Source organism: Paenibacillus sp. 10L310, assembly GCF_056395745.1.
Genome location: NZ_JBFTKC010000010.1, coordinates 42964 through 64282 on the forward strand (window position 1 = coordinate 42964; position 21319 = coordinate 64282).

The 21319-nt window shown below is 45.8% G+C and carries 20 protein-coding genes; 14 read left to right on the forward strand and 6 right to left on the reverse strand.

What is annotated here, in order from left to right; genetic code table 11:
- Positions 1-172: 172 nt before the first annotated feature.
- The gene (locus tag AC1DE7_RS20215; RefSeq protein WP_477535054.1) at positions 173-2278 is read right to left on the reverse strand and encodes a methyl-accepting chemotaxis protein; all 2106 of its coding nucleotides are present in this window, start codon (positions 2276-2278) and stop codon (positions 173-175) included.
- A gap of 188 nt (positions 2279-2466) precedes the next feature.
- Positions 2467-3066: a 30S ribosomal protein S4 gene (gene rpsD / locus AC1DE7_RS20220; protein ID WP_017687421.1), complete on the reverse strand. Its 600-nt coding sequence runs from the start codon at positions 3064-3066 to the stop codon at positions 2467-2469.
- 465 nt (positions 3067-3531) lie between these two features.
- Here rpsD and AC1DE7_RS20225 point away from each other — a divergent pair, with 465 nt between their 5' ends.
- The 5 genes from AC1DE7_RS20225 (at position 3532) to AC1DE7_RS20245 (ending at position 8604) form a co-directional block, all read left to right on the forward strand.
- Entirely contained in the window at positions 3532-5523 is a 1992-nt protein-coding gene (locus tag AC1DE7_RS20225) for a sensor domain-containing diguanylate cyclase (RefSeq protein WP_477535055.1), read from the forward strand.
- A 102-nt stretch (positions 5524-5625) separates the two neighbouring features.
- Positions 5626-6516 (forward strand): hypothetical protein, encoded by an 891-nt coding sequence (locus AC1DE7_RS20230; protein WP_477535056.1) that lies wholly within the window; start codon positions 5626-5628, stop codon positions 6514-6516.
- Positions 6517-6627: 111 nt separating this feature from the next.
- Positions 6628-7743 carry an aminopeptidase gene (locus AC1DE7_RS20235; protein ID WP_076328038.1) on the forward strand — a complete coding sequence of 372 codons (1116 nt, stop codon included), beginning with the start codon at positions 6628-6630 and terminating at the stop codon, positions 7741-7743.
- 96 nt (positions 7744-7839) lie between these two features.
- Positions 7840-8085 carry an HPr family phosphocarrier protein gene (locus AC1DE7_RS20240; protein WP_036614658.1) on the forward strand — a complete coding sequence of 82 codons (246 nt, stop codon included), beginning with the start codon at positions 7840-7842 and terminating at the stop codon, positions 8083-8085.
- 225 nt (positions 8086-8310) lie between these two features.
- On the forward strand, positions 8311-8604 hold the full coding sequence (locus AC1DE7_RS20245; protein WP_036614657.1) for an Fpa/YlaN family protein: 294 nt from the start codon (positions 8311-8313) through the stop codon (positions 8602-8604).
- Positions 8605-8790: 186 nt separating this feature from the next.
- On the opposite strand, the gene cax is transcribed toward AC1DE7_RS20245, so the two are convergent.
- The gene (gene cax / locus AC1DE7_RS20250) at positions 8791-9861 is read right to left on the reverse strand and encodes a calcium/proton exchanger (protein WP_036674882.1); all 1071 of its coding nucleotides are present in this window, start codon (positions 9859-9861) and stop codon (positions 8791-8793) included.
- Positions 9862-10044: 183 nt separating this feature from the next.
- Between cax and AC1DE7_RS20255 the strand changes: the two genes are divergently transcribed.
- A complete protein-coding gene (locus AC1DE7_RS20255; protein WP_017687428.1) occupies positions 10045-10407 on the forward strand; it encodes an Asp23/Gls24 family envelope stress response protein in 363 nt (120 codons plus the stop codon).
- 128 nt (positions 10408-10535) lie between these two features.
- On the opposite strand, the gene ftsW is transcribed toward AC1DE7_RS20255, so the two are convergent.
- Positions 10536-11825: a putative lipid II flippase FtsW gene (gene ftsW / locus AC1DE7_RS20260; RefSeq protein ID WP_127545425.1), complete on the reverse strand. Its 1290-nt coding sequence runs from the start codon at positions 11823-11825 to the stop codon at positions 10536-10538.
- A gap of 13 nt (positions 11826-11838) precedes the next feature.
- Positions 11839-12186: a YugN family protein gene (locus AC1DE7_RS20265; RefSeq protein ID WP_036614650.1), complete on the reverse strand. Its 348-nt coding sequence runs from the start codon at positions 12184-12186 to the stop codon at positions 11839-11841.
- Positions 12187-12396: 210 nt separating this feature from the next.
- On the opposite strand from AC1DE7_RS20265, the gene AC1DE7_RS20270 reads away from it, so the two are divergent.
- The 8 genes from AC1DE7_RS20270 to AC1DE7_RS20305 all read left to right on the forward strand — a co-directional run bounded on the left by AC1DE7_RS20270 (position 12397) and on the right by AC1DE7_RS20305 (position 20688).
- Positions 12397-13566 (forward strand): M20 family metallopeptidase, encoded by a 1170-nt coding sequence (locus tag AC1DE7_RS20270; protein WP_076318910.1) that lies wholly within the window; start codon positions 12397-12399, stop codon positions 13564-13566.
- A gap of 193 nt (positions 13567-13759) precedes the next feature.
- Positions 13760-15454, forward strand: a complete 1695-nt coding sequence (locus tag AC1DE7_RS20275; RefSeq protein WP_477535057.1) for a DNA repair helicase XPB — start codon at positions 13760-13762, stop codon at positions 15452-15454.
- Between the two features lie 36 nt (positions 15455-15490).
- Positions 15491-17209, forward strand: a complete 1719-nt coding sequence (locus tag AC1DE7_RS20280) for a helicase-associated domain-containing protein (protein WP_477535058.1) — start codon at positions 15491-15493, stop codon at positions 17207-17209.
- Between the two features lie 152 nt (positions 17210-17361).
- Complete coding sequence (locus AC1DE7_RS20285) at positions 17362-17799, forward strand: YlbF/YmcA family competence regulator (protein WP_036614642.1); 438 nt, start codon at positions 17362-17364, stop codon at positions 17797-17799.
- A 30-nt stretch (positions 17800-17829) separates the two neighbouring features.
- The gene (locus tag AC1DE7_RS20290) at positions 17830-18093 is read left to right on the forward strand and encodes a YlbG family protein (RefSeq protein ID WP_026080981.1); all 264 of its coding nucleotides are present in this window, start codon (positions 17830-17832) and stop codon (positions 18091-18093) included.
- A gap of 165 nt (positions 18094-18258) precedes the next feature.
- Positions 18259-18696 carry a hypothetical protein gene (locus tag AC1DE7_RS20295; RefSeq protein WP_017687436.1) on the forward strand — a complete coding sequence of 146 codons (438 nt, stop codon included), beginning with the start codon at positions 18259-18261 and terminating at the stop codon, positions 18694-18696.
- A 132-nt stretch (positions 18697-18828) separates the two neighbouring features.
- Complete coding sequence (locus tag AC1DE7_RS20300; protein WP_036614641.1) at positions 18829-19752, forward strand: selenium metabolism-associated LysR family transcriptional regulator; 924 nt, start codon at positions 18829-18831, stop codon at positions 19750-19752.
- A gap of 66 nt (positions 19753-19818) precedes the next feature.
- Positions 19819-20688 carry a PHP domain-containing protein gene (locus tag AC1DE7_RS20305; protein ID WP_338706544.1) on the forward strand — a complete coding sequence of 290 codons (870 nt, stop codon included), beginning with the start codon at positions 19819-19821 and terminating at the stop codon, positions 20686-20688.
- A gap of 143 nt (positions 20689-20831) precedes the next feature.
- Here the strand turns inward: AC1DE7_RS20305 and AC1DE7_RS20310 are convergent, their stop codons facing one another.
- Complete coding sequence (locus AC1DE7_RS20310; protein ID WP_477535059.1) at positions 20832-21278, reverse strand: N-acetyltransferase family protein; 447 nt, start codon at positions 21276-21278, stop codon at positions 20832-20834.
- Between the last annotated feature and the right edge of the window lie 41 nt (positions 21279-21319).

Below are 21319 nucleotides of genomic sequence, written 5' to 3' on the forward strand. Positions count from 1 at the left end.
GCCTGAGAAATACAAGTAATGGTCGAAATTTGCCATTCTGCCATGCATTATGCTATATATCATGCGATATTGAAGCACATTTCATGAGTTGTAAGCCATAATAAGCAGGCCACCTCCATGCTGAGGTGCATAGGGTGGCCTGAATGATGTGTCGTAATGGAGGTCTTCTACATTAGGTTTTGAATCGTTGAATCAGCTCTAATAGTTCCTGGGTAAGATTAGCCAGTGAGGCAGATGCCGCCGTAATCTCTTCCATGGATGCGAGTTGTTCCTCAGAGGCAGAGGCGACATGAGTTGCGTGATCTGCTGTCTCATGACCAATGGTTTTGAGTTGCACTAACGTGGCATCAACCTGTTGTGATCCAGCTGACATCTGCTGCGCAATGGCTGAGACATGCTCAATCTGCTCATTAACATCTGAAATCTGTGATGAAATCGAGAGGAATAGTTCACCACTTTCATTAATCACTTCCGCTATATGGCTCACCTCGGCATTCCCATGTTCCATATTTTCAACGAGAGAAAGGACCTCTTGCTGAACGCTATGAATTAACGCTGCAATCTGCGCTGCTGATACTCTGGATTGTTCAGCCAGATTACGAATCTCGGAAGCAACAACACCGAACCCGCGCCCGTGTTCACCTGCTCGCGATGCTTCAATGGAAGCATTAAGTGCAAGTAGGTTGGTTTGACGGCTAACTTCCGTGATCATGCCTGTAATATGGCCAATCTCTTCCGAACGTTGGCGGAAATTCTCCAGTGCGGTCATCGACGTCTGCACAGAAGAAGTGGCACTATCGACCATACGCATAGCGGACTGAATCTTATCAGTTCCGATGGTTGTTCGTTCGGCCACAGTTCGCGATGAATCGGATACATCGGAGGCGGCCTTTGCAATTCTTCCGATCCCTGCAGATATTTCATTCATGGAACGGGAGGACTCTTGCAGCTCCTGCACCTGTTTACCTGCTTTATCTGCAAGTTCGACTCCTGTTAATGCAATCAGTTCGGCTGCTTTACCTGTTTCTTCGGCACCTGCGGTCAACTGTTGAGAGGTGGAGCCGACAGATAAAGCATGTTCGGATATAACCGATATGGTATGACGTAGGGTATCCATCATCTGATTCATATGACCCGCCATGATGCCAAATTCATCTTTGGATCGTACAGGTAACTTTTGTGTCAAATCTCCGCCAGCCAGCTGTCCAGCGACGATATTAACTTGATTCAACTGTCTAACAATGGAGATGATGGTGTAGGTAACCACACTTGCAAGCAGAAGTACTGCCATTGCGGCAATCAGTATGGACCAGTTCAAGCTGTCATAGAAGGGTTGAAGGATATGGCTCTTTGGCAACGCCGATACAAGGTACCAGTTGGAATCTGTTCCTTGTAACCTGGCAGGCTCGGCAATAAACAGTTCTTCACCTACTTCAGGGTCTGTAGCGTAAAACTGAGACTCGCCAGACTGTATACGCTGAATGACTGTCTTCATTTCAGATGGAATTACGGCTCCTTCATGAGCCAGCTCCGGTTTGGAGCCGTGTGCAGCAATYTGTCCTTCGCTAGTAATAAGCATGGCATAACCCTGATCCGGATTAAGTGATGCTATATTTTGCTGAAAACGATCAATGGTAAAGTCGGCCCCCACAATGCCCAGAAAAGTTTTGTTTTCATCTAATAGAGGGAGGACAATCGAAACGAGCAGTGTTTCTTTTCCACCAACCGTGTAGGTAACAGGCTCGGACCAATAGATGGATTTGGTTTTCTTTGGCTGCTGATAGTAAGTACTAGTTTCACCGCTTCCCTCATAAGTAGGCATAGGTTCAAAATGCAGGGAGTTGCCATCACGTATAACGTATGGAACGAATCGACCCGTAGCATCATCATATTCTTTTTTGTTAATGTGCTCCGCATCGTCTCCATCAAAGGCATTTGGTTCCCAGCCCGTATAAAAGCCAAAAACTTTCTCGTCCTTCTTCAGATATTGTTCAAGGAGTCTGACGACTTCTTCACGGTTGAGTGATCCGTTCTGAGCGGCATCCAATAACGTGGTACTCATGGTGTCCAACGTGTTTTTCACCTGATTAATGTCAGTCATAAACTCATTCGTAGCCCGGTTTGCTGCCTGTCCAGCAACGGTTTCGCCGTACTGGAGGCTTTTGTCGTAAATGGATTTGGTATTAAATGCAATCAGGGCTCCAATACAACAGAGTAATACGATCCCGAGTAAAAGTCCAAGCTTAACAGCGAGCTTGCGATTGCGAAAAAAATGCATGTTTTAATCCCCCTCGATGTCATTCTTGTGATGTATATATGGATGTGTGCTTCTCCTGAAGGGAGTCTATATTTTATATCGTTATTTACGTTCCTATAATGAAGATAATTAAAAAAAAGCATAGAAAAACAGCTGTCGAGAAAATCTCGACAGCTGTTTGGGTTGAAACTTTAATGTGATTGCAACGATTAACGGTTGTAGAACTCGACGATTTGTTTTTCATCGATGTCTTGGGACAATTCAGCACGCTCAGGCAAGCGGATGAATTTACCTTCTACAGCTGCTTCGTTGTATTCAACGTATGCTGGAAGATGCGAACGGCCTTCCAAAGCTTCTTTAATGGAAGAGAGAGCGCGGCTCTTCTCACGCAAGCCGATTACATCGCCAGTGCTTACTTGGTAAGAAGCGATATCGACTTTTTTACCGTTTACAGTTACGTGACCGTGTGCTACCAACTGACGCGCTCCAGCGCGGGAGTTAGCAAACCCAAGGCGGTAAACGAGGTTGTCAAGGCGGCACTCAAGCAAGAACATGAAGTTCTCACCGGCAATACCTTGCATTTTTTGAGCTTTAGAGAACAGTGTGCGGAATTGCTTCTCGCCCAAACCGTACATGTGGCGCAATTTTTGTTTTTCTTGCAATTGCATACCGTAGTTGCTGATTTTTCTGCGTTGGTTAGCTCCGTGCTGACCTGGAGGGAAAGGACGTTTCAATTCTTTGCCTGTTCCGCTAAGGGAAATGCCGAGGCGACGGCTCAATTTAAATTTAGGACCAGTGTAACGTGCCATGTTTAAAGTAGCTCCTTTTTAGTTAAAGTTCATATTAGGGCTCTGTTTGCGCTCCAATTTGTTGATGCGGGCTTGGCCACGCATAGAACGATCAGGAAAGTTCAGCCGCTGTCCTGAAAGCAACAAAAAGAATGAGGGTGACACAACCGGTAATGCCCAAATTTAAAGACCCATTAGTAGTCTTCATCAACAATTTATATTACAGTTTAAGAGAAATAAAGTCAAGCGCAGAATAAAAGCAAAAAAACGTCTAAATTTGTCGATAGGTCATTGGGCCTAAAATAATGGGACAATTTTCTGAAATATGGATGCAAAAATGGTTTAAACAGAGTAAAATAGATTGTATCTTAACTTTAAATCATCTTTATGTAACAAGGTTATCGCAACGAATTTGCAGGTTTGCGATAACGTCTGCAGATTAATGCATCCTGGTGGATGCAAAAACGGTGCAAAGGAGCGCCTGACATGTTAGAACATCTAAGAAGTTTACCTGCCAGCTTGAATTCACGAAGTTCGGGCGATTCCGCATCTTTTGCCGCTCCTCGTTCTCATGAAGAGCATGTGTTGTGGATGCAAAAAATGGATATCACACCTTTTGATTTTTCATATTTGGGCAGCTTGCTAGAGCAGGCATACAGTGACTGGAACTCCAGAGTGGGTTCAAGGCTGGCCAGACCATCAACCTTTTACAGCGTGTGGAACACGGAAGGTGATTGCATAGGATTCGATAGCGATCATGAAGCTGATCCGGGCGTAAATGCACGCAGGCTGGTATTGGAATGTTTGGATAAGAGACAGGCCCTGTCCCTTAAAGGGACAAGCGAACACGGAGAATATCTTATAATAACACATCCCTTATTCTCCAGAACTAACAAGGATATGTTTGCCGTATTCACTGCTGTGATCTATGAATCCAATGGATATGAAACGTCTGAAGCTGTGGTTCAATCTGAGGCATTGCATTATCGCACCTGCTTTTACCGAAGATTCGAATACATATTTATGACGGACCTGTTACATGCTCATGAACAAACAGCTCGTGAGGAACACCGGAGGTCCATCCTCTTTCAGATTGTTCAGCGAATGCATGACAAAATGGATGTCGAGGCCATATTGGATGAGGTATTTGACAGTATGGATTACTTGTACCCGGCCACTTATATCAAATTGTATATGTCTCAGGATCAGAGCAACTCTGATCCACGGATTAAACCGTTGCTTGTCCACGAGCGAGGAGAAGATATTTGTGTGCGTTCATTTATGGAAGGTAAGCTGATCGTTGCTCGCTCACATGATGCAGAGAACCGCATTGTAGATGTAGGGATTCCGCTGAAAGGCAAACAAGGCATATACGGTGTGTTCCATATCGAAATGAATGAAGAGATTATGGAAGAATCGGACTTGCAATTGATTACGATGATGGTAGACACTGCAGGAACGGCCTTTGAGAACGCCAAGTTGCATGAACAATCCAATATGTTAATTCAGGAACTTCGTTTAATTAATGATCTTACACAGCGGTTGAACAAGAGTCTGCATCTTTCGGAGATTTATCAACTATCCGAACAAGAGTTAAAGGAAATATTCCAGGCTGAAACGTGTTGCATTCTTCAACTCAATGACAGTACCAATGACTTCGAAGTCATGTCATCTAACGTGAAAGATGTTTTTCACCGATCCTTTTCTGTAGACTACGGTATCGCAGGTTTGGTCTATCGAACAGAGGAACCTCTTATTATAGCCAATTATGCGCAATTTGATAAAGTGTCCTCCTTTTTCATGGAAGATACTGGATCCATGTCACTGATTGCATCACCGATCAGAGTCAATGGTGAAGTGAAGGGTGCCATTTTGCTGGGACACAGTAGAGAGCACTACTTTTCATATGATAACTATAGGCTCTTGCAGATGTTATCTATTCATATCGGGCTTGCCCTGTCAAATGCCACGCTGCATGCCGAGGTTCGGCGCTTGGCTAATCTGGATATGTTGACAGGCCTGTACGTGAGGCATTATCTGGACAGTGTGATTCACGAGCGACAGGCTCATGAATTCTGTGGCTCCCTCATTGTGGTGGATATTGATCAGTTCAAACAGGTGAATGACACATTCGGACACCAGACGGGGGATCAAGTATTGAAGCAAGTGAGTGAGATCGTCACCAGCTCTGTTCGCTCGGAGGATGTCTGCGCCAGATGGGGTGGAGAAGAACTGGCGATCTATATGCCACAGGTGAGTGTAAGGCAGGCGTTAGATTATGCGGAAGTGATTCGAAAGAGAGTCGCAGAAGAGACCAGACCGCCCGTTACGGTATCCAGTGGCATCGCAGAGTGGAGTTGGATGGATGAAAAGGTCAGTGTAGAGTCCTTATTTTATCGGGCTGATATGGCTTTGTATAGCGCCAAGAATGGTGGTCGGAACAGAATCGTTGTAGAGGAACAGGATGTAACACGTTAAGAGAGAACAATTCCAATTGCGGAGTCGTTCTCTTTTTTTTGTGCATGGGAGAATCAAGATGTGTGTAGAAGGAAGTATAAGCGTATACGGGCGGGGCAATCTATGGAGAAAGTTCATGGAAGGGTGAAGATAGACATGTTTAACCGCCATTCGGTACGTACATTATGGTTATTTGTGAGCATCGTGATTATTGGTGTTCCGGGTTGTGGATTAATCCAGCGAGATCAAACGCCTGAAGAGGTCTTTTCCTTGGCTTTATCGGGGATAGCGGGAAAAGAAACGTTGAGTTTTGAAGGAGAGGCAGGACTTCGACGGGAAAACAGTGGGCTGTTTGAGAATCAGTTCAAATTCGAAGGCAAGCTGGAGAATCATGATCGTCTGACCCTTCAGACCCGATTACCTGGAGAAGTAACTGCTGTGGGGACAGGCATTCAAGCAACTGCCGTAAAAAATAATGGACAGCCCAGTGGGTTTAGCGCCTCTTTCGAGCGGAAACAAGGGCAATGGATGGCATTGTCAGCGCAGCATGAGCCGCTGCGTGGGTCTCTTTCTCGTTTTAATCCAATTGCCCAAATGGAGAAAATCGATAAGATGAACAAAACCATCAAATCCGAATATGGGTCCGGTCGTCGAACTAGAATATTACGGATTGAACTTGCACCGGAAGACGCCAAAACATGGGCTGTAGCCCAGCTGAACGACGAAATGAACGCCATTCGGGCAGAATATATGCATAAGGCAGCAACGGTGAAAGGGGCGCGTAAGGAGAAGCTTGAGAAGGATCTGGACAAAGTTTGGAAACAGGGCGAAACAACGATGCAACAGATGATGAAACAAGCGAGCGTGCAGACGGTATATCATCTCACGGTAGATCGGAAGAGCAGTCTACCTCTTCGCTTATCCTCTGAAAGTCAGATGAGTTACACGGACAACAACCGTAAAAGTAACAAAGAAGCCCTTGTCACCGATGTTAACTTCAAGTCATATCAATAAACGAAGTGAGGGACTGCCTGCTGACGGGATGACTGTTCGCGTGCTACAATAGTATCGTAATTTACCGTTGTTCAATTCAAGTATGGCAGATGACAGGAGGATTTTACCAAGATGAAAGACCCAAGAATTCAAAAGCTTGCAGCAAACCTGGTGGGTTATTCAGTAGATGTACAGCCTGGTGAAAATGTATTGGTTGAAATGATCGGATCGGAACGTGATCTGATTAACGCCATTATTGAAGAGGTAGGCAAAAAAGGTGGTAACGTCTTTGTACAGTTGACTGATAAAACCGTACAGCGTGCGATGCTGAAAAATGCCACAGAAGAAATGATGAAAACATGGGCAGAGATTGATCTGAACCGTATGAAACAGATGGATTGTTATATCGGTATTCGTGCGGGAGAAAATGTGAATGATCTGTCCGATGTGCCGGAAGAAAAAATGAAAATGTACAATTCATTGTACTCCCACCCGGTACATAGTGAACAACGTGTCAAACATACGAAATGGGTTGTACTGCGTTACCCTAACGCAAGTATGGCGCAACTCGCCAATACAAGTACAGAAGCGTTTGAAGATTTCTACTTCGACGTATGTAACTTGGATTACGCCAAAATGGACAAAGCGCAGGACTCGCTTGCTAACCTGATGAAGCGGACGGATAAAGTTCGTATCACCGGACCAGGAACAGAGCTGAGCTTCTCCATTAAAGATATCGGTGCAGAGAAATGTTCTGGCCAAAAAAATATCCCGGATGGCGAAGTGTACAGTGCCCCTGTGCGCAATTCCGTGAACGGAACGATTAGTTATAACTCGCCAACCCTGTATAACGGAGTGACATTTGAAAATATCAAGTTCACGTTCAAGGATGGCAAAATTGTTGAAGCGACAAGTAACGATACAGAGCGTTTGAATGAAATCCTGAATTCGGATGAGGGTGCTCGTCATATTGGTGAATTCGCGATTGGATTTAACCCGCATATTCTTCATCCGATGAAAGACATCCTGTTTGATGAAAAAATCGCAGGCAGCTTACACTTTACGCCAGGTCAGGCTTATGAAGAAACCGACAATGGCAACCGCTCGTCTATCCACTGGGATCTCGTATTGATCCAGCGTCCGGATTATGGCGGCGGGGAGATTTATTTTGACGATGTGCTGATTCGTAAAGACGGTATCTTTGTCATTCCTGAGCTGGAATGCTTGAATCCGGACCGTTTGAAGTAGGAACAGGATTTTGCTGTTGCTAGGAAAGCGGATTCACGGTATCATGTAGTGGTAATTAATAGATGATACCAATAGTAAAAAGACGGAGGGATTCCTATGTCGAGTAATAACGCGGCTGTAGTAGAAATTGCTCAAACAGCAGGCAAGTTTACTTCTTCAATCGTGCTTCATTCGGAGAACAAGTATATCGATGTAAAAAGTATTCTCGGATTGTTTACAACGCTGATCAGCACGCACAGCTATGAACTGCATGTTCATGGTCCAGATGCAGTTGAAGCAAAAGCAGCCATGTCAGAAGTATTTGCCAAGCATGGACTGAATGTAAGCATCGCATCTGAGTAATAGCTCTCAAGAAGCACCTTTGCCTTTTTTGGCAGGGGTGTTTTTTGGCATGGAATGATCTGAATACTCGTCTGGACGTGACTGGAACAGGTGGATTAAGCTTCAACAAAAGGCTTAACTTTGCGGGCTTATTTTGGTCAGGTTCTTGTATTAGCTCTTCATTTCGTCTAATATTAGAGGTAGAACGTCTTTACGCGATTTTTGGGACATAGGGGGGAAAAATGCATGACTTCATCTGATCTGCAGGACCAGCTGAGTTTGAAAGCGATCAGTCTTCTTCAAGAAGATGCAGATAAAATACAGAAGCTTATTGAAGTACAGATGGAGAATCTGGCTACCCGCTACTGCCCTCTCTATGAGGAAGTATTGGATACACAGATGTATGGGTTCTCCAAAGAAGTTGATTTTGCTGTTCGTGCAGGGCTCCTTCCAGAAGGTGCAGGTAAGCAGCTGGTTAGCGCGCTTGAGCGGAATTTGGCAATTTTATATGAAGCCTTGAACAAGAAGAATGAGCAATAGCCTGCAAATGCGCGGGTCAGAATAGAAGGCATGCAGGCGTTTATGCATGCTTTTTTTGTGCGTCTGAACGGGATGGGGATACAAGCCAGCCGGAAGGCGTATACAAACAAAGAGACAGCACCAGATGTAAATTCGGGCTGCCTCTTGTGGCTTGTATATTTTAATCATGGCTACGTGAGGGCCTAGTTACACCAGGAAGAAGGATACACCGAGTATGATATATACGACGAGCAGGAGTAAACCTTCGTACCAATTCGTTGAACCATCTTGGGTAATGGACTTCGCAATAAATACGGATACGCCGATGGCGACCAGTTCAATCGTTGTGAATACGATATCCATGGTTCTGCCTGTGAAGTAGCTGACAAAAATCAGTACAGGAGCAACGAAGAGTGCGATCTGCAAGCTGCTGCCGACGGCAATTTCAACGGCGGCTCCAATTTTATTTTTCATGGCAAGCATGATGGCTGCACTGTGTTCGGCCGCATTACCGATGATGGCCACAAGGAATGCACCGACAAACAGTTCGCTAAGTCCAAATTCCGAAGTGAAGACTTCGAGCGTGCCCACCAGCCATTCACTGACGAAGGCAACCATGACTGTTGCGAGCACCAGATAGAGGATTGATTTTTTCTTGGACCATGCTGGAGCATGCTCATGAGGTAGCTCTTCATCGCGATCCTCAGTGACGTCTGCGAGGTAGTTCTTATGTGTCACCATGGAGAATAGCAACCACGCAATATACGCGAGGATGAGCAATCCGGCCACGATGAGACTAAGTGTATTGGTGTCTTTCTGTGTAATGGAATGTGTATTGAGAAAGACTGCCGGAATAAACAGGGCAATGATGGCAACAATCATCAGGGAACCATTCAGACCTGCAAGGGAAACATTATAATTCTGAATTTTGAACTTGAGTCCTCCGGCAAAAATACTTAACCCGAGCACTAACAGCAGATTTCCGATGATGGAACCTGTCAGACTAGCTTTGACCATGTCGAACAGCCCCTCTTTGACGAGGAAAATGGCGATGATCAATTCGGCAGCATTGCCGAAGGTGGCATTCAAGAATCCACCTAGCCGCTGTCCGGCGTAGTGGGCTACATTTTCGGTGGCTTTGCCTAAAAAACCGGCCACAAAAATAACCGAAATGGCTGATATCACGAACTGTAGAATCGAATCCCATTTCAAGTAGTGGGCGATGGCACTGAGTGCAAAGAACGCAATCAGCAAAATGGATGAAATCCGGTTTCTCACAACAAACACCTCGGTTATAAATTATTTTGTTTTGAATAACACTGTAAATCGCTTATGAGATTATTTTCATATTTCAATATAACCAAATGGTGGTAGGTTGTAAACGCATCTTTTTGAGTTTAATTTGCTTTTTGGGGTGGAAAGGATTTAAAATACGAGTAACGAAGTGAAGGAGGATGTGGCATGGCAGAACAACTTCAACTGGAGAGCGGAAACATCCGGATTGCCGATGACGTGGTTGCAAAAATCGCCGGAATGGCTGCAATGGAAACACCCGGAATTGCCGCAATGTCTGGAGGATTGTCAGAGGGCTGGGCGAAGCGACTCAGCGGTAAAAACGTACAGAAAGGCGTAAGCGTTGAGGTCGGCCAGCTGGAAGCAGCCATTGACCTGCGCATCATCGTCCTGTACGAAACCCCGATTCATGAAGTTTCCCGTATGCTTCAGCAGAATGTAAGAGAAGCGGTAGAGACCATGACCGGATTACGCGTGGTTGAAGTCAATGTAAAGGTAGAAGGCGTATCTTTCAAAGGCGACGATCTGTAGAAATCGCAATCCGCAATGGAGGACAGAGTCATATTGACCTGTTCTTCATCTTGATAGACAGAATAGTAATTAGTACACAGAAAAAGGCTGCGCATCCATTGGGTGCACAGCCTTTTTTGAGTTGCTTTTTATCGAATCCGACGGATGGACTCCCGTGAACGAAGAGCAGGAGAGGTACGAGTCTGTGTCTGTACAGTCACGGACTTCGTTTTCTCTTCCTTGATCACGTCCAGATTGTTAGTACGTGAGATACTGAGCAGAATGCCCATAGCAACCATCATCACAAAGAGTGAGGTACCCCCATAACTGATAAATGGAAGCGTGACCCCCGTCACCGGAATGGTCTGAGTTACACCACCAATGTTGATAAATGCCTGAATCGCGATCAGTCCCATGATACCTATGCCGACCAATGTTCCGAATGGATCGGGACAGCGAAGAGAGACAATGATTCCTCGCCAGATGAAGTACAGGTAAACAAGCAGGAATAAGGCACTTCCGATGAATCCGAGTTCTTCACCAATTACGGAGAAAATAAAGTCATTATACGCATTTGGCAAATAGTGCAGCTTCATCGTACCTTGTCCAATCCCGGAACCTGTCATGCCACCATCACCAATGGCAACAAGGGAACGGTAAAGGTTAAGACTTCCGCCATTAATATCGGATAATGGATTTAAGAAAGCTTGAATACGTCCGATCTTGTAGTTCTGCTCCGCAGTCACTGCTGTTGCAGCAGTCGTTGTGTCGGAAGGAGACATGGAAGAAAACAGGGAGTTCGCTCCGAACGCCAGTGCTCCACCCAGTACAACCAAGAGAATCGAACCCAGGATATGTTTCATACTGGCTCCACCGGCATAGATCAAGAGACCACAGGTGGACACCAGGATGAAGGTGGTACCGAAGTCTGGTTGCAGCATAATCAGTCCTGCGATGAATCCAACGATGAACAGGACGGGAAAATACCCTGTCTTGAGAACTCTAAATTTCTCGCCTTTTTTGGTAATCAGAGCAGAGAGGTACAGAATAATAGCAATTTTGGCAAACTCGGCAGGCTGAAGACTGAAGCCGACAATTTCAATCCAGCTTCGGGCACCGTTTACCTTCTTACCTGCGACCAACACAATGAGAAGCAGTACCGTAGTGAACAGAAAAAATGGTGCATAGAGCTTTTTGTACTTGTTGAAGCGGATATTCATGGCAAAAAACATGCCAAATAGACCGATAATCGCCCACATAAGTTGTTTTTTCGTGAAGTAAAGGGCATCATTGTTAAATTTTTCGCTTGCGATTGCAATGCTGGAACTGGAGCTGAATACCATCACCAGTCCAAAGCCCACCAACAATAAAGTGAGGATTAGCAGTTGAAAATCCGGCGTGCCTCTCTTCGTTTTCGTTTGGGCCGTTTGTTGTTTCATCGTTTGGCCCAGCCTATGCTTCCAGCAGTTCTTTAAGCTGCTGTAATTTTTGGGCTGCCAGCTTCACGACTGGTTGCGGAACGGAAGAGTCATAATCCAGGCCGTGAGGGAAAGTGGCTTTGCCAAGGTATACTGCTTCAACAGCAAGAACGGTATCCGGTTTTTCCAATTTGCCTTCCACAGCGCGGGTATTAATGCGTACAAAGTATTCTGAGTTGGTTAGTTCATCTTCAATTTTGTAGTCATATGTAGCACGGTAATATTCCCATTGCCACCGGACAAATCCGACTTTCTCGGCGCTCTCATCCAGGTATGCCAAGTCGCTCTTCAAGCCATCCAAGCCTGTATTCTCAAAAATCATAAGCGTTTGATCCTCCTCATAAGCTTCCGAGTATAATTTCTCGAGTATTTCTCTAGTTCATGATAGTATGTTTCCCCTTCCCGTGCAAGCTTTCCAAAGGCGTTTCGTATCGGTTTTCTTCCAATTCTGCTACAATATACAGCAATAGGTTTGAAGAGGAAGGTTCGGGCTTGATCCAAGTCCCGTTCAAGATTGAAAGGGTGGAGAGACATGACTAATAATATATGGTGGGAAGATCTGCAGATCCACATGGTGGAATGGCGGCGTCACCTTCATCGCAATCCAGAGGTTTCCTTTCATGAGGAGAAGACATCCTCTTTTGTAGCGGATATGTTGGAGAGCTTTGGCGTTGAAGTGAGGCGCCATGTTGGTGGCCACGGGGTCATCGGTACCATTCGTGGGGACAAGCCGGGTCCTGTCGTCATGCTGCGAGCTGATATGGACGCACTGCCAATTCAGGATGAGAAGAATATCGAGTATGCATCACAACAAGCAGGAGCAATGCATGCATGCGGCCACGATGGTCACATCTCAATCTTGCTCGGTACGGCATTGTATTTCAGCCGTCACAAGCAGGAGATCCAAGGCGAGATTCGTTTTTTGTTCCAGCCAGCAGAAGAACTGCTTCCGGGTGGTGCAGTTCAGGTCATTGCGGATGGTGCGCTTGAAGGCGTGGATGTCATATATGGCATTCATCTGTGGACTCCGCTGCCTGTAGGTGTTGTTGCCAGTAAAGCAGGACCGATGATGGCGGCGGCGGACGATTTTTACATTGAGATCAAAGGCAAAGGTGGACATGGCGGGATGCCACAATCCACGATAGATAGTCTTATCGCGGGTTCTGCGCTTGTGATGCAGCTTCAGACCGTTGTCAGTCGTTCGGTTGATCCATTGCAACCCGCGGTGCTGACCATTGGTACAATGCAGGCGGGCTCGGCTCAGAATGTAATTGCAGAGCAATGCAAAATGAGCGGTACGGTAAGAACGTTTGATGAAGAGACCCGAAACGGGATGAAAGAGCGCGTGCTTACCATGGTAGCCCAGACAGGGGCAGCATATGGAGCAGAGACGCAAGTGAAATATATTATGGGATATCCGCCTGTGGTGAACGATGAACAGGAGACAGCACGTTTCTTCAGAGAAGCTACAGAATTATTTGGGGCAGAACGAGTGCAAGCATCCCCGATGCTGATGCCAGCGGAAGATTTTGCGTATTATCTGCAGAAGGTTCCAGGGTGCTTTATGTTTGTTGGAGCAGGTAACCCGGATAAAAATGCGATCTATCCGCATCATCATCCGATGTTTGATTTTGATGAAGACGCGATGCAGACGGCCGTGAGATTATTTATCGCCATGGCTAAAGGTTACACAGCCGAATGACTTTAGATGCAGTTGGGCATCCTGTTCATACCGAGGTATGGGCAGGATGTTTTTTTGTGGATTTTATAGATGTTGTTCAAAAAGTCCACTTTTCGGTATTGAAAACTAGACTTTTTGAACGTGCACTTTATAGAGGTTCATTTTCGGAAGCTGCCGGAACTGGACTTTTTTTGTGATAGGAGGAAGGCTCCAAATGGAAGGAACAGAACATACGGTAAGGACAGATGCTTGTATCGTTCAGCGAGATTTTACAGTTTTGCTGGAAGTTGGTCACCCCGGATTCGAAAGAGCAAGAGAGCAGCTTGGGATGTATTCAGAACTGGTTAAGACACCAGCAGCGTTTCATACCTACCGAATCACTCCGTTATCGCTCTGGAATGCGGCTGCGCTGGGATGGAATGCAGATCAGGTCATCGCAAGTTTGGAGCTGGTATCCCGCTGGAACGTGCCTGCTGCACTGATACAGGATGTTCGGAGAATCATGGATCAGTATGGCAAATTAAAGCTACATTCCGAAGCAGATCACACCAGAATGCGCCTTTACAGTGAGGATGAGCGGTTGCTGGATGAATTAAGTGGATTGAAAACAATAGCTGCCTTTCGCATGGAACGTAAGGACGCTCATGAACTTCTGCTCCCAGGAGAACAGCGAGGGTTATTAAAAAGGGAATTAACACGATTGGGTTACCCCGTACTTGATTACGTGGGATATCGGGAGGGAACCAAGCTTTCATTTGATTGGCGGTCTAATGATCCGGGGGACCACTCTGAGAGGTTTGCGCTGCGTTCTTACCAGAGAGAGGCTGTGGATGCATTCGAAGGCAGTGAGGGCATGGGAGGAAGCGGTTTACTCGTACTTCCTTGCGGGGCAGGAAAAACAGTCATTGGCATGGCCGTGCTGGAGCGGCTTCAATGTGAATGCCTTATTTTGACGTCTAATACAACGTCTGTGCGACAGTGGATTCAGGAAATTCAAGACAAAACCACGATTACCAGTGAACAGATCGGTGAGTATTCCGGTCAGAAAAAACAGGTGAAACCTGTGACTGTAGCTACATATCAGATTCTTACACACCGGAAATCAAAGGATGCTGATTTTACCCACATCAAACTGCTCAGTGAGCGGCAATGGGGGCTGATCATATATGATGAAGTACATTTGCTACCAGCACCAGTGTTTCGTGCAACTGCGGATATTCAAGCTACGCGAAGGCTGGGATTGACGGCCACCTTGGTTCGAGAGGATGGCTGTGAACAGGATGTGTTTTCGTTGATTGGTCCGAAGCTCTATGATATGCCTTGGAAACAATTGGAGCAGCAAGGGTGGATTGCCGATGTACAATGTCAGGAGATACGTATCCCGCTTTCCCCGGAACTAAGATCAAATTATCTGCAAGCCGAGGTTAAGCACCAATTTCGATTGGCTGCCGAGAATCCGGCGAAGGTACGTGTAGTCAAGCGTTTGCTGGAACGTCATCGGGATTTGCCTGCGCTAGTGATTGGACAATATCTGGATCAACTTGAGTTGATTGCCCGGGAAATTGAAGCACCTCTAATCTCGGGAACCATGTCACAGCAAGAGCGAATCAAGTGGTTTGCTGCATTTCGACATGGAGAGATTAAAACAATTGTGGTATCCAAGGTTGCTAATTTTGCTGTGGATTTGCCTGATGCTGCTGTTGCGCTTGAGATATCCGGGAGTTTCGGGTCAAGGCAGGAAGAGGCACAGCGTTTGGGGAGAATTCTGAGACCAAAAGCTGGAGAAAACAAAGCATATTTCTATGCGTTGGTATCAGAGGATAGTAAGGAACAGGAGTTTGCATTAAACCGTCAGATGTTCTTGGTGGAGCAGGGATATGAATATGCCATTGTGCACGAGAACGAATAGTCCATTTATACTCGCGAAAAGAGGAGGGATTGGGATATGTCTTCATTTGAACCAATAGATGAGCCTGTGGTACTGAACCTTAATTCATGGTCAAAGCTTGCTTTGGTGGAACAAAAAGTGCTTGGTGCAATTTTTCACAAACATGCCGGTCAGCCTTTTTCCTCCCTCCTGCCGCGAGAACAGTGGGCCATCGAAGGACTAAGTGTCGCAGAAGCCAATTCTTCATTCGCCAGCCTTAGGCAGCAAAAATGGATTGAATCTGTATATAAGAGTTGGGGGGAGCGATTATTCTATATTCCTGCTTCGCTGATGGAGACATTGACGATTGCTTACGCACAAAGAGTGGGCATAACCGTTGAACAGATGGCACAGTATGCTCAAGTACTACAGGAGGGAAAGCCGGATATTGCTGCAGAGCTGCTTCATCTGATCGCGTGGATCGAAAGAGAAGGACTTCCTTTGACAGGGAAGGGCACTATACATAAGAAAAGTGTTCAAAAATTAAGTGTGATCACGGTATTATCTTCGACAGACTTTGAAGGTCTGGGTATCCGATATGAACATTCGGATTTGTATCCGACCCACGTAGCGATCCTTCTCGATCTACTGCTCAGTCTGAATCTGGGTCAGAAGTCAGATGGACGAATTCAGATTGTAGATCATCGATTACAAACATGGTTGAAGCTCTCGTGGAGACAGATGCATCGGGAAATATATCAAGCGTGTATGGAAAGATACGGAGAAGCTGAACCCGCGTTGCAGCATTTCCGTTATCAATTGGCATTGTTTGCTCCAGAAAAAAACATATGGTGCCATATAGAGAATTCGGAATTGAAACCACGGATCAGGGGCTGGATATACGCACTGGCTGGCTGGGGTTATGGTGAAGTAGGAGAAGATCAGTCGGGAGGGCTGGCATTCCGTTGGCTGATTGAACCGCATAGCCTGTTATATCGAGAACAAGAGATGGTAAGTGAGGCGGAGCCGTGTGGATTTTACATGCAGCCTGATTTCGAAGTGTTGGTACCGCCGGAAGCAGGGCCTGATGTAATCTGGATGCTGGAGCAATACGCAGAACGGGTGACGCGTGATCGAATGTCCATCTACCGTTTGACAAGAGAACGATTCATTTCGGCCATAGCCAGAGGGTATGCATTACATGAAGTGATAGAGTTTCTGGATCAATATGCGCTGACAGGCATACCAGATAATGTACGTATTGCGTTAGCAGATTGGGGCAAGGAGACGGATGCTGCACCATTGACTGTAGATAGAAGTATGGAGGTAATGGAGGAAAGTACAGGCTCCGCAGATGATCCGAAGTTATTAGAAAAAGATATGTTGAGCGGTGTATATTCTTCTTTCTACACACTCGATAATCAAGGTCTGGTTGATGTCCCTGCATCTCTGCATGGGTTGGAGCGTGATCATTCTGTCATTGAGAAGAAGTTCTCTCTGTTGGGATTTGAGGAGATACCGGAGACCTGGTACAAGGAGTGGCGTCGATATCATAGTTCAACCGCCCGACAGATTGCTGCCAAAGCCATTGAGTGGCAGACCAAGCTGGGGATACAACAGGAAAATCGTACGCAATACCTCATTCCACATCAGGTAGAGGGTCATGAACAATGGACTTTAAGCGGTTGGTGCATGTTGGATTCAAGTGAAAATACATCAGAGACGGAATGGCGTACATTCTCCCCGTCAGAGTGGAATACAATGCGTCTTATCCTGCCAGATGATGTCATAACCTGACTATTTCACGTGAATATAAGGTTGAAAGGCGAATTTTCGAGTTCCCCCTATTTCTAATTGCAGGAAAAACTCTTCTTAACTATTCATGGATATGCTATGATGAGGTAGTCTACGTTAAGTAGAACTTTATATATAGATAGGATGAATATTTCATGAGCGTAGCGGAAATGAACACGGTCGATATGGCCCAAGTGTTAACGGGCGCATATGAACTGGGCGACATGATTAACCAATCTGCCGAAGTATCGGATTATTTATATTGGAAGCAGCAAGTCGAGACTACCCCTGAGATTCAGATGGGGATTCGGAAGCTGAATGCCAAGAAGGAATTGTTTGAAGAAACACAGCGTTTCGGTCATTTTCACCCGGATTATCATGCAGCAAAAGACCAGGTGAAGGCTCTGGAACAGGAGTTGGAAAATTTCGAGGCGGTAATCCGCTTCAAACAGGCAGAGAAGTCCCTGGATGATATGTTATTTCAGATGTCAGAGACCATTGCATTTGCAGTGTCAACGACCATTAAGGTACCGAGCAATGATCCGAATCCGAAGGGCGGCTGCGGTAGTGGCGGCAAGTGTGGTTGCAGTTAAGTAATCATTATAGAAGGGCGGGGAACGATGATGTTTGCGGAAAGGACAGGATTCATTATTTGGGTCAGTGATTTGAAAGCTGCCCGTAATCTCGAAAAATATGGCACCGTGCATTATATCTCCCGCCGTATGCATTATGTAGTCATGTATGTTAATGCAGAACGGGCAGATGATACGATGAAAAATGTGAAGCGACTTTCCTATGTGCGCAAGATCGAACGCTCGTATCGTAATGAGATCAAAACCGAGTATGCCAGCAAAACGATGGACAAAACGAGCTTTTACGGAATATAGAAGAGAAACTGGAGGGACCCTTTGGGGTCGCTCTTTTCTTGAATTATACACAAATTGGCTATTGTGAAAAAAAGTTAAACTTACGCCTTGAGGTTGCGGGACTAATGTTGTAATATATTTGGTAATAAATAGATAGAAAGTCCTATCTGGTGGAGAGTGATTCCCATGCGTGATAAGGTGATGCAACGTTGGAGCACCTACGAGCCGTTTTTCGTGGCTCTTGGAGACAAGAAAGTGGCCGACATCGTCATTACCCATCATGCCAAGATGCGGTATGCAGACCGTATTGAGCCTGCACGTAGTGATGATGACCATATTGCGGCGTGGTTATGGGAGTGTCTGAAGCAGGACCGTATAACACCATACTACCGTAATGAACAGGACGTCTACCTGATTGATGAGGATCTGGTGGTGGTCGCCGAATTTTCCGAACTTGAAGGAGAATATGATATTGCGGGCAACCCGCTGCACAAAATGATTGTAGTTACGTTTCTGGGACGTATGTCGGAGACCATTGAATTAAGGGACCTGAAGTCATATTATTCATGGTTAAGACATTCAAGAAGAATGACGCTGGTCAAAAATAGCCGCAAGCATAAGTAAGCCTGAGTAGATTCAATATGTTGAAATCATAGATTCAAGGATTATCGCATGCAGACAAGCTGCATGCTTTTTTTGTTGCCAAGCGGGAAATCGGCTACAATGTAGAGAGTGTAATCGAAGAGGGGCGAAGATATGAATTTTCACCAATTGCATATTTTTTATACGGTAGCAGAGAAGGGGAGTTTCTCGGCGGCTGCACAAGCATTACATATGACTCAACCGGCAGTAACGATGCAGATTCAATCATTGGAGGACTATTTTGGCACCAAGTTATTGCATCGTTCCACCAAAAAAATAGAATTATCCGAGGCTGGCCGAACTTTATTACCTCATGCGAAACGGAGTGTAGAGTTGGTCAGACAGACGGACGAAGCGATGTCGGCGTTTACTCAGATGTTACAGGGCAGACTCCAGCTGGGAGCCAGCTTAACGATCGGGGAATATGTGCTTCCACGCATGCTCGGACCATTTGCACTTCAATATCCGGATATTTCAATTGTCATGAAAGTGATGAATACAACGCAAATTATGGATGATATATTGAAGCACCAGCTTAATTTTGGTCTGATTGAAGCGCCAGTGCACCACCCGGACATGATTGTGGAGCCTGTCATGCAGGACGAGCTGAAACTGATTGTACCTGCCGGACATGATTTGGCTAAGCGTAGCAAAGTGAATATTGAGGATGTAATGAATTATCCTTTTGTGCTGCGTGAGAAGGGCTCGGGTACTCGTCAGGTGATGGAAGACCAATTGCAAAAGAAAAAGATTGATCCACAAGATATGAATGTAGTGATGGAACTTGGCAGTACAGGAGCGGTAAAATCGGCCGTGGAGGCAGGGGTAGGTATTACGATGTTATCTCCTTCTTCGGTGCAGCATGAACTGGCTCTGGGACTCGTTCATATTGTGGATATCCGCGGACTCGAATTCAAAAGGCAGTTCTATGCCATCCATCTAAAATCGTCCTTGTTGCCCCTGTCAGCAGTCGCTTTCCTGAATTATCTGCGTCAGCAGGAGCAGCCTAAGTCGGTACATAAAACGGGGAAGGCATAATCGTTGGCAACATCAATGGTAGATAAGATTAAATCATAATCAATTTACACAAAGGAGCTGTTGATCATGGATCAGCGCCAAGGACGCTGTGATCTTCATACGCATAGTCAGGCTTCCGATGGAATGCAGCCACCTGCTGATAATGTGAAGCTTGCCAAACAAAAAGGGCTATCTGCGGTTGCCCTAACGGACCATGATACAGTAGCTGGTGTAGCGGAAGCACAGCAAGCGGGAAAAGAGTACGATATTGATGTTGTTGCCGGAGTGGAGATCAGCACCCGGGCTGGCGGCAAAGATATTCATGTACTGGGCTATTACGTTAATACGGAGGATGAGATATTCCTGCAACGGTTGGCCGGATTACGAGAAGCGCGAGATGAGCGGAATCATCTGATTATCGCCAAGCTGCAAGAACTCGGGCTTGATATAAGCTGGCAGGAGGTACTGGATGAGCTGGGACGACCGTTAGAGCCGGATGAGAGTATTGGCAGACCTCATATGGCCGATGTGCTGGTGAAAAAAGGCTACGCTGTTGACATGCGGGATGCATTTGATCAGTATCTTGCTGAAGGCAAGCCAGGCTTTGTATCTGTACCCCGCGTTGCACCAGAGGATGCGTGTGAGTGGATCAGAGCCGCAGGTGGAGCCGCTGTGATTGCCCATCCGGGTCTCTATAATGATGATGAATTGGTACGTCGCATCATTGAAGACGCCCTTCCGGATGGCATTGAGGTGTTTCATTCGGACCATGGCCCAGAAGAGGAACGCAGGTATGGTAAGCTGGCCAAGGAATACGACCTCATTGAAACAGGTGGATCTGATTATCATGGTAAACGGCAAGGTGTTGTTTTCCACGGGGATCTTGGTAGCAAGACCGTAACGGTTGATGTGTTGGAAAGGCTGAAGGCAGCTGCTTCACAGCAAAGGGGAGAGTAAGCGAGACGTTGCAACGCTCTATCTGACTATAATAAATTCTGTATTACTGGATACATTTTAAGATCGAAGGAGTAAGAGACATGCAAGCATGATAGGGCTGAACCTTCATGTTTGCATGTCCCTTTTTTTGTTCTCAAAAGAGTCTATGTTATTGAATAGTTTACCCAAGCGCCACGTGTAGCCCCGAGACGTTCGAATAATTGCTGTGCCCGCTCATTGGTCACTGCTGTGATCCAAGACATATATGCACATCCATGGTCCCGCGTATATTGCTGACAGTGTGCAAATAATTTGACTTCTGCTTCGCCCTCTCTGAATGTTTCCGTAACAAATAGGTCATTCATGATGGCGACACGTTCTGCTTTCATCGTGCTGTAGGTAAAGAACAGGGTGGAAAATCCGATAAGCTTCCCGTCCTCTTCTGCCACGAATTGAGCACCGATCTGCTGATTAAGCAGGTTGTTGATCAAAAGCTGGATGGATTGATCACCAGGCCAAGGGTTGTTGTAGAATCCCACCACATAGTCATGCATTAATGCCATCAGGGGTTTCAGATCATCAGGTTGAGTTTCTCTGATATGTATGGTCACGGTACACTTCCTTTAACTACAAATTTTATTAATCACAATTG

What these genes read in the sequence shown, in the direction of transcription:
- AC1DE7_RS20290 (WP_026080981.1), top strand. Translation starts at nt 17,830, where the DNA reads ATGTTTGCGGAAAGGACAGGATTCATTATTTGGGTCAGTGATTTGAAA.
- AC1DE7_RS20225 (WP_477535055.1), top strand. Translation starts at nt 3,532, where the DNA reads ATGTTAGAACATCTAAGAAGTTTACCTGCCAGCTTGAATTCACGAAGT.
- AC1DE7_RS20230 (WP_477535056.1), top strand. Translation starts at nt 5,626, where the DNA reads ATGGAGAAAGTTCATGGAAGGGTGAAGATAGACATGTTTAACCGCCAT.
- AC1DE7_RS20265 (WP_036614650.1), bottom strand. Translation starts at nt 12,186, where the DNA reads ATGATTTTTGAGAATACAGGCTTGGATGGCTTGAAGAGCGACTTGGCA.
- AC1DE7_RS20255 (WP_017687428.1), top strand. Translation starts at nt 10,045, where the DNA reads ATGGCAGAACAACTTCAACTGGAGAGCGGAAACATCCGGATTGCCGAT.
- AC1DE7_RS20275 (WP_477535057.1), top strand. Translation starts at nt 13,760, where the DNA reads ATGGAAGGAACAGAACATACGGTAAGGACAGATGCTTGTATCGTTCAG.
- AC1DE7_RS20285 (WP_036614642.1), top strand. Translation starts at nt 17,362, where the DNA reads ATGAGCGTAGCGGAAATGAACACGGTCGATATGGCCCAAGTGTTAACG.
- AC1DE7_RS20305 (WP_338706544.1), top strand. Translation starts at nt 19,819, where the DNA reads ATGGATCAGCGCCAAGGACGCTGTGATCTTCATACGCATAGTCAGGCT.
- AC1DE7_RS20245 (WP_036614657.1), top strand. Translation starts at nt 8,311, where the DNA reads ATGACTTCATCTGATCTGCAGGACCAGCTGAGTTTGAAAGCGATCAGT.
- AC1DE7_RS20240 (WP_036614658.1), top strand. Translation starts at nt 7,840, where the DNA reads ATGTCGAGTAATAACGCGGCTGTAGTAGAAATTGCTCAAACAGCAGGC.
- rpsD (WP_017687421.1), bottom strand. Translation starts at nt 3,066, where the DNA reads ATGGCACGTTACACTGGTCCTAAATTTAAATTGAGCCGTCGCCTCGGC.
- AC1DE7_RS20235 (WP_076328038.1), top strand. Translation starts at nt 6,628, where the DNA reads ATGAAAGACCCAAGAATTCAAAAGCTTGCAGCAAACCTGGTGGGTTAT.
- AC1DE7_RS20300 (WP_036614641.1), top strand. Translation starts at nt 18,829, where the DNA reads ATGAATTTTCACCAATTGCATATTTTTTATACGGTAGCAGAGAAGGGG.
- AC1DE7_RS20295 (WP_017687436.1), top strand. Translation starts at nt 18,259, where the DNA reads ATGCGTGATAAGGTGATGCAACGTTGGAGCACCTACGAGCCGTTTTTC.
- AC1DE7_RS20270 (WP_076318910.1), top strand. Translation starts at nt 12,397, where the DNA reads ATGACTAATAATATATGGTGGGAAGATCTGCAGATCCACATGGTGGAA.
- AC1DE7_RS20280 (WP_477535058.1), top strand. Translation starts at nt 15,491, where the DNA reads ATGTCTTCATTTGAACCAATAGATGAGCCTGTGGTACTGAACCTTAAT.
- ftsW (WP_127545425.1), bottom strand. Translation starts at nt 11,825, where the DNA reads ATGAAACAACAAACGGCCCAAACGAAAACGAAGAGAGGCACGCCGGAT.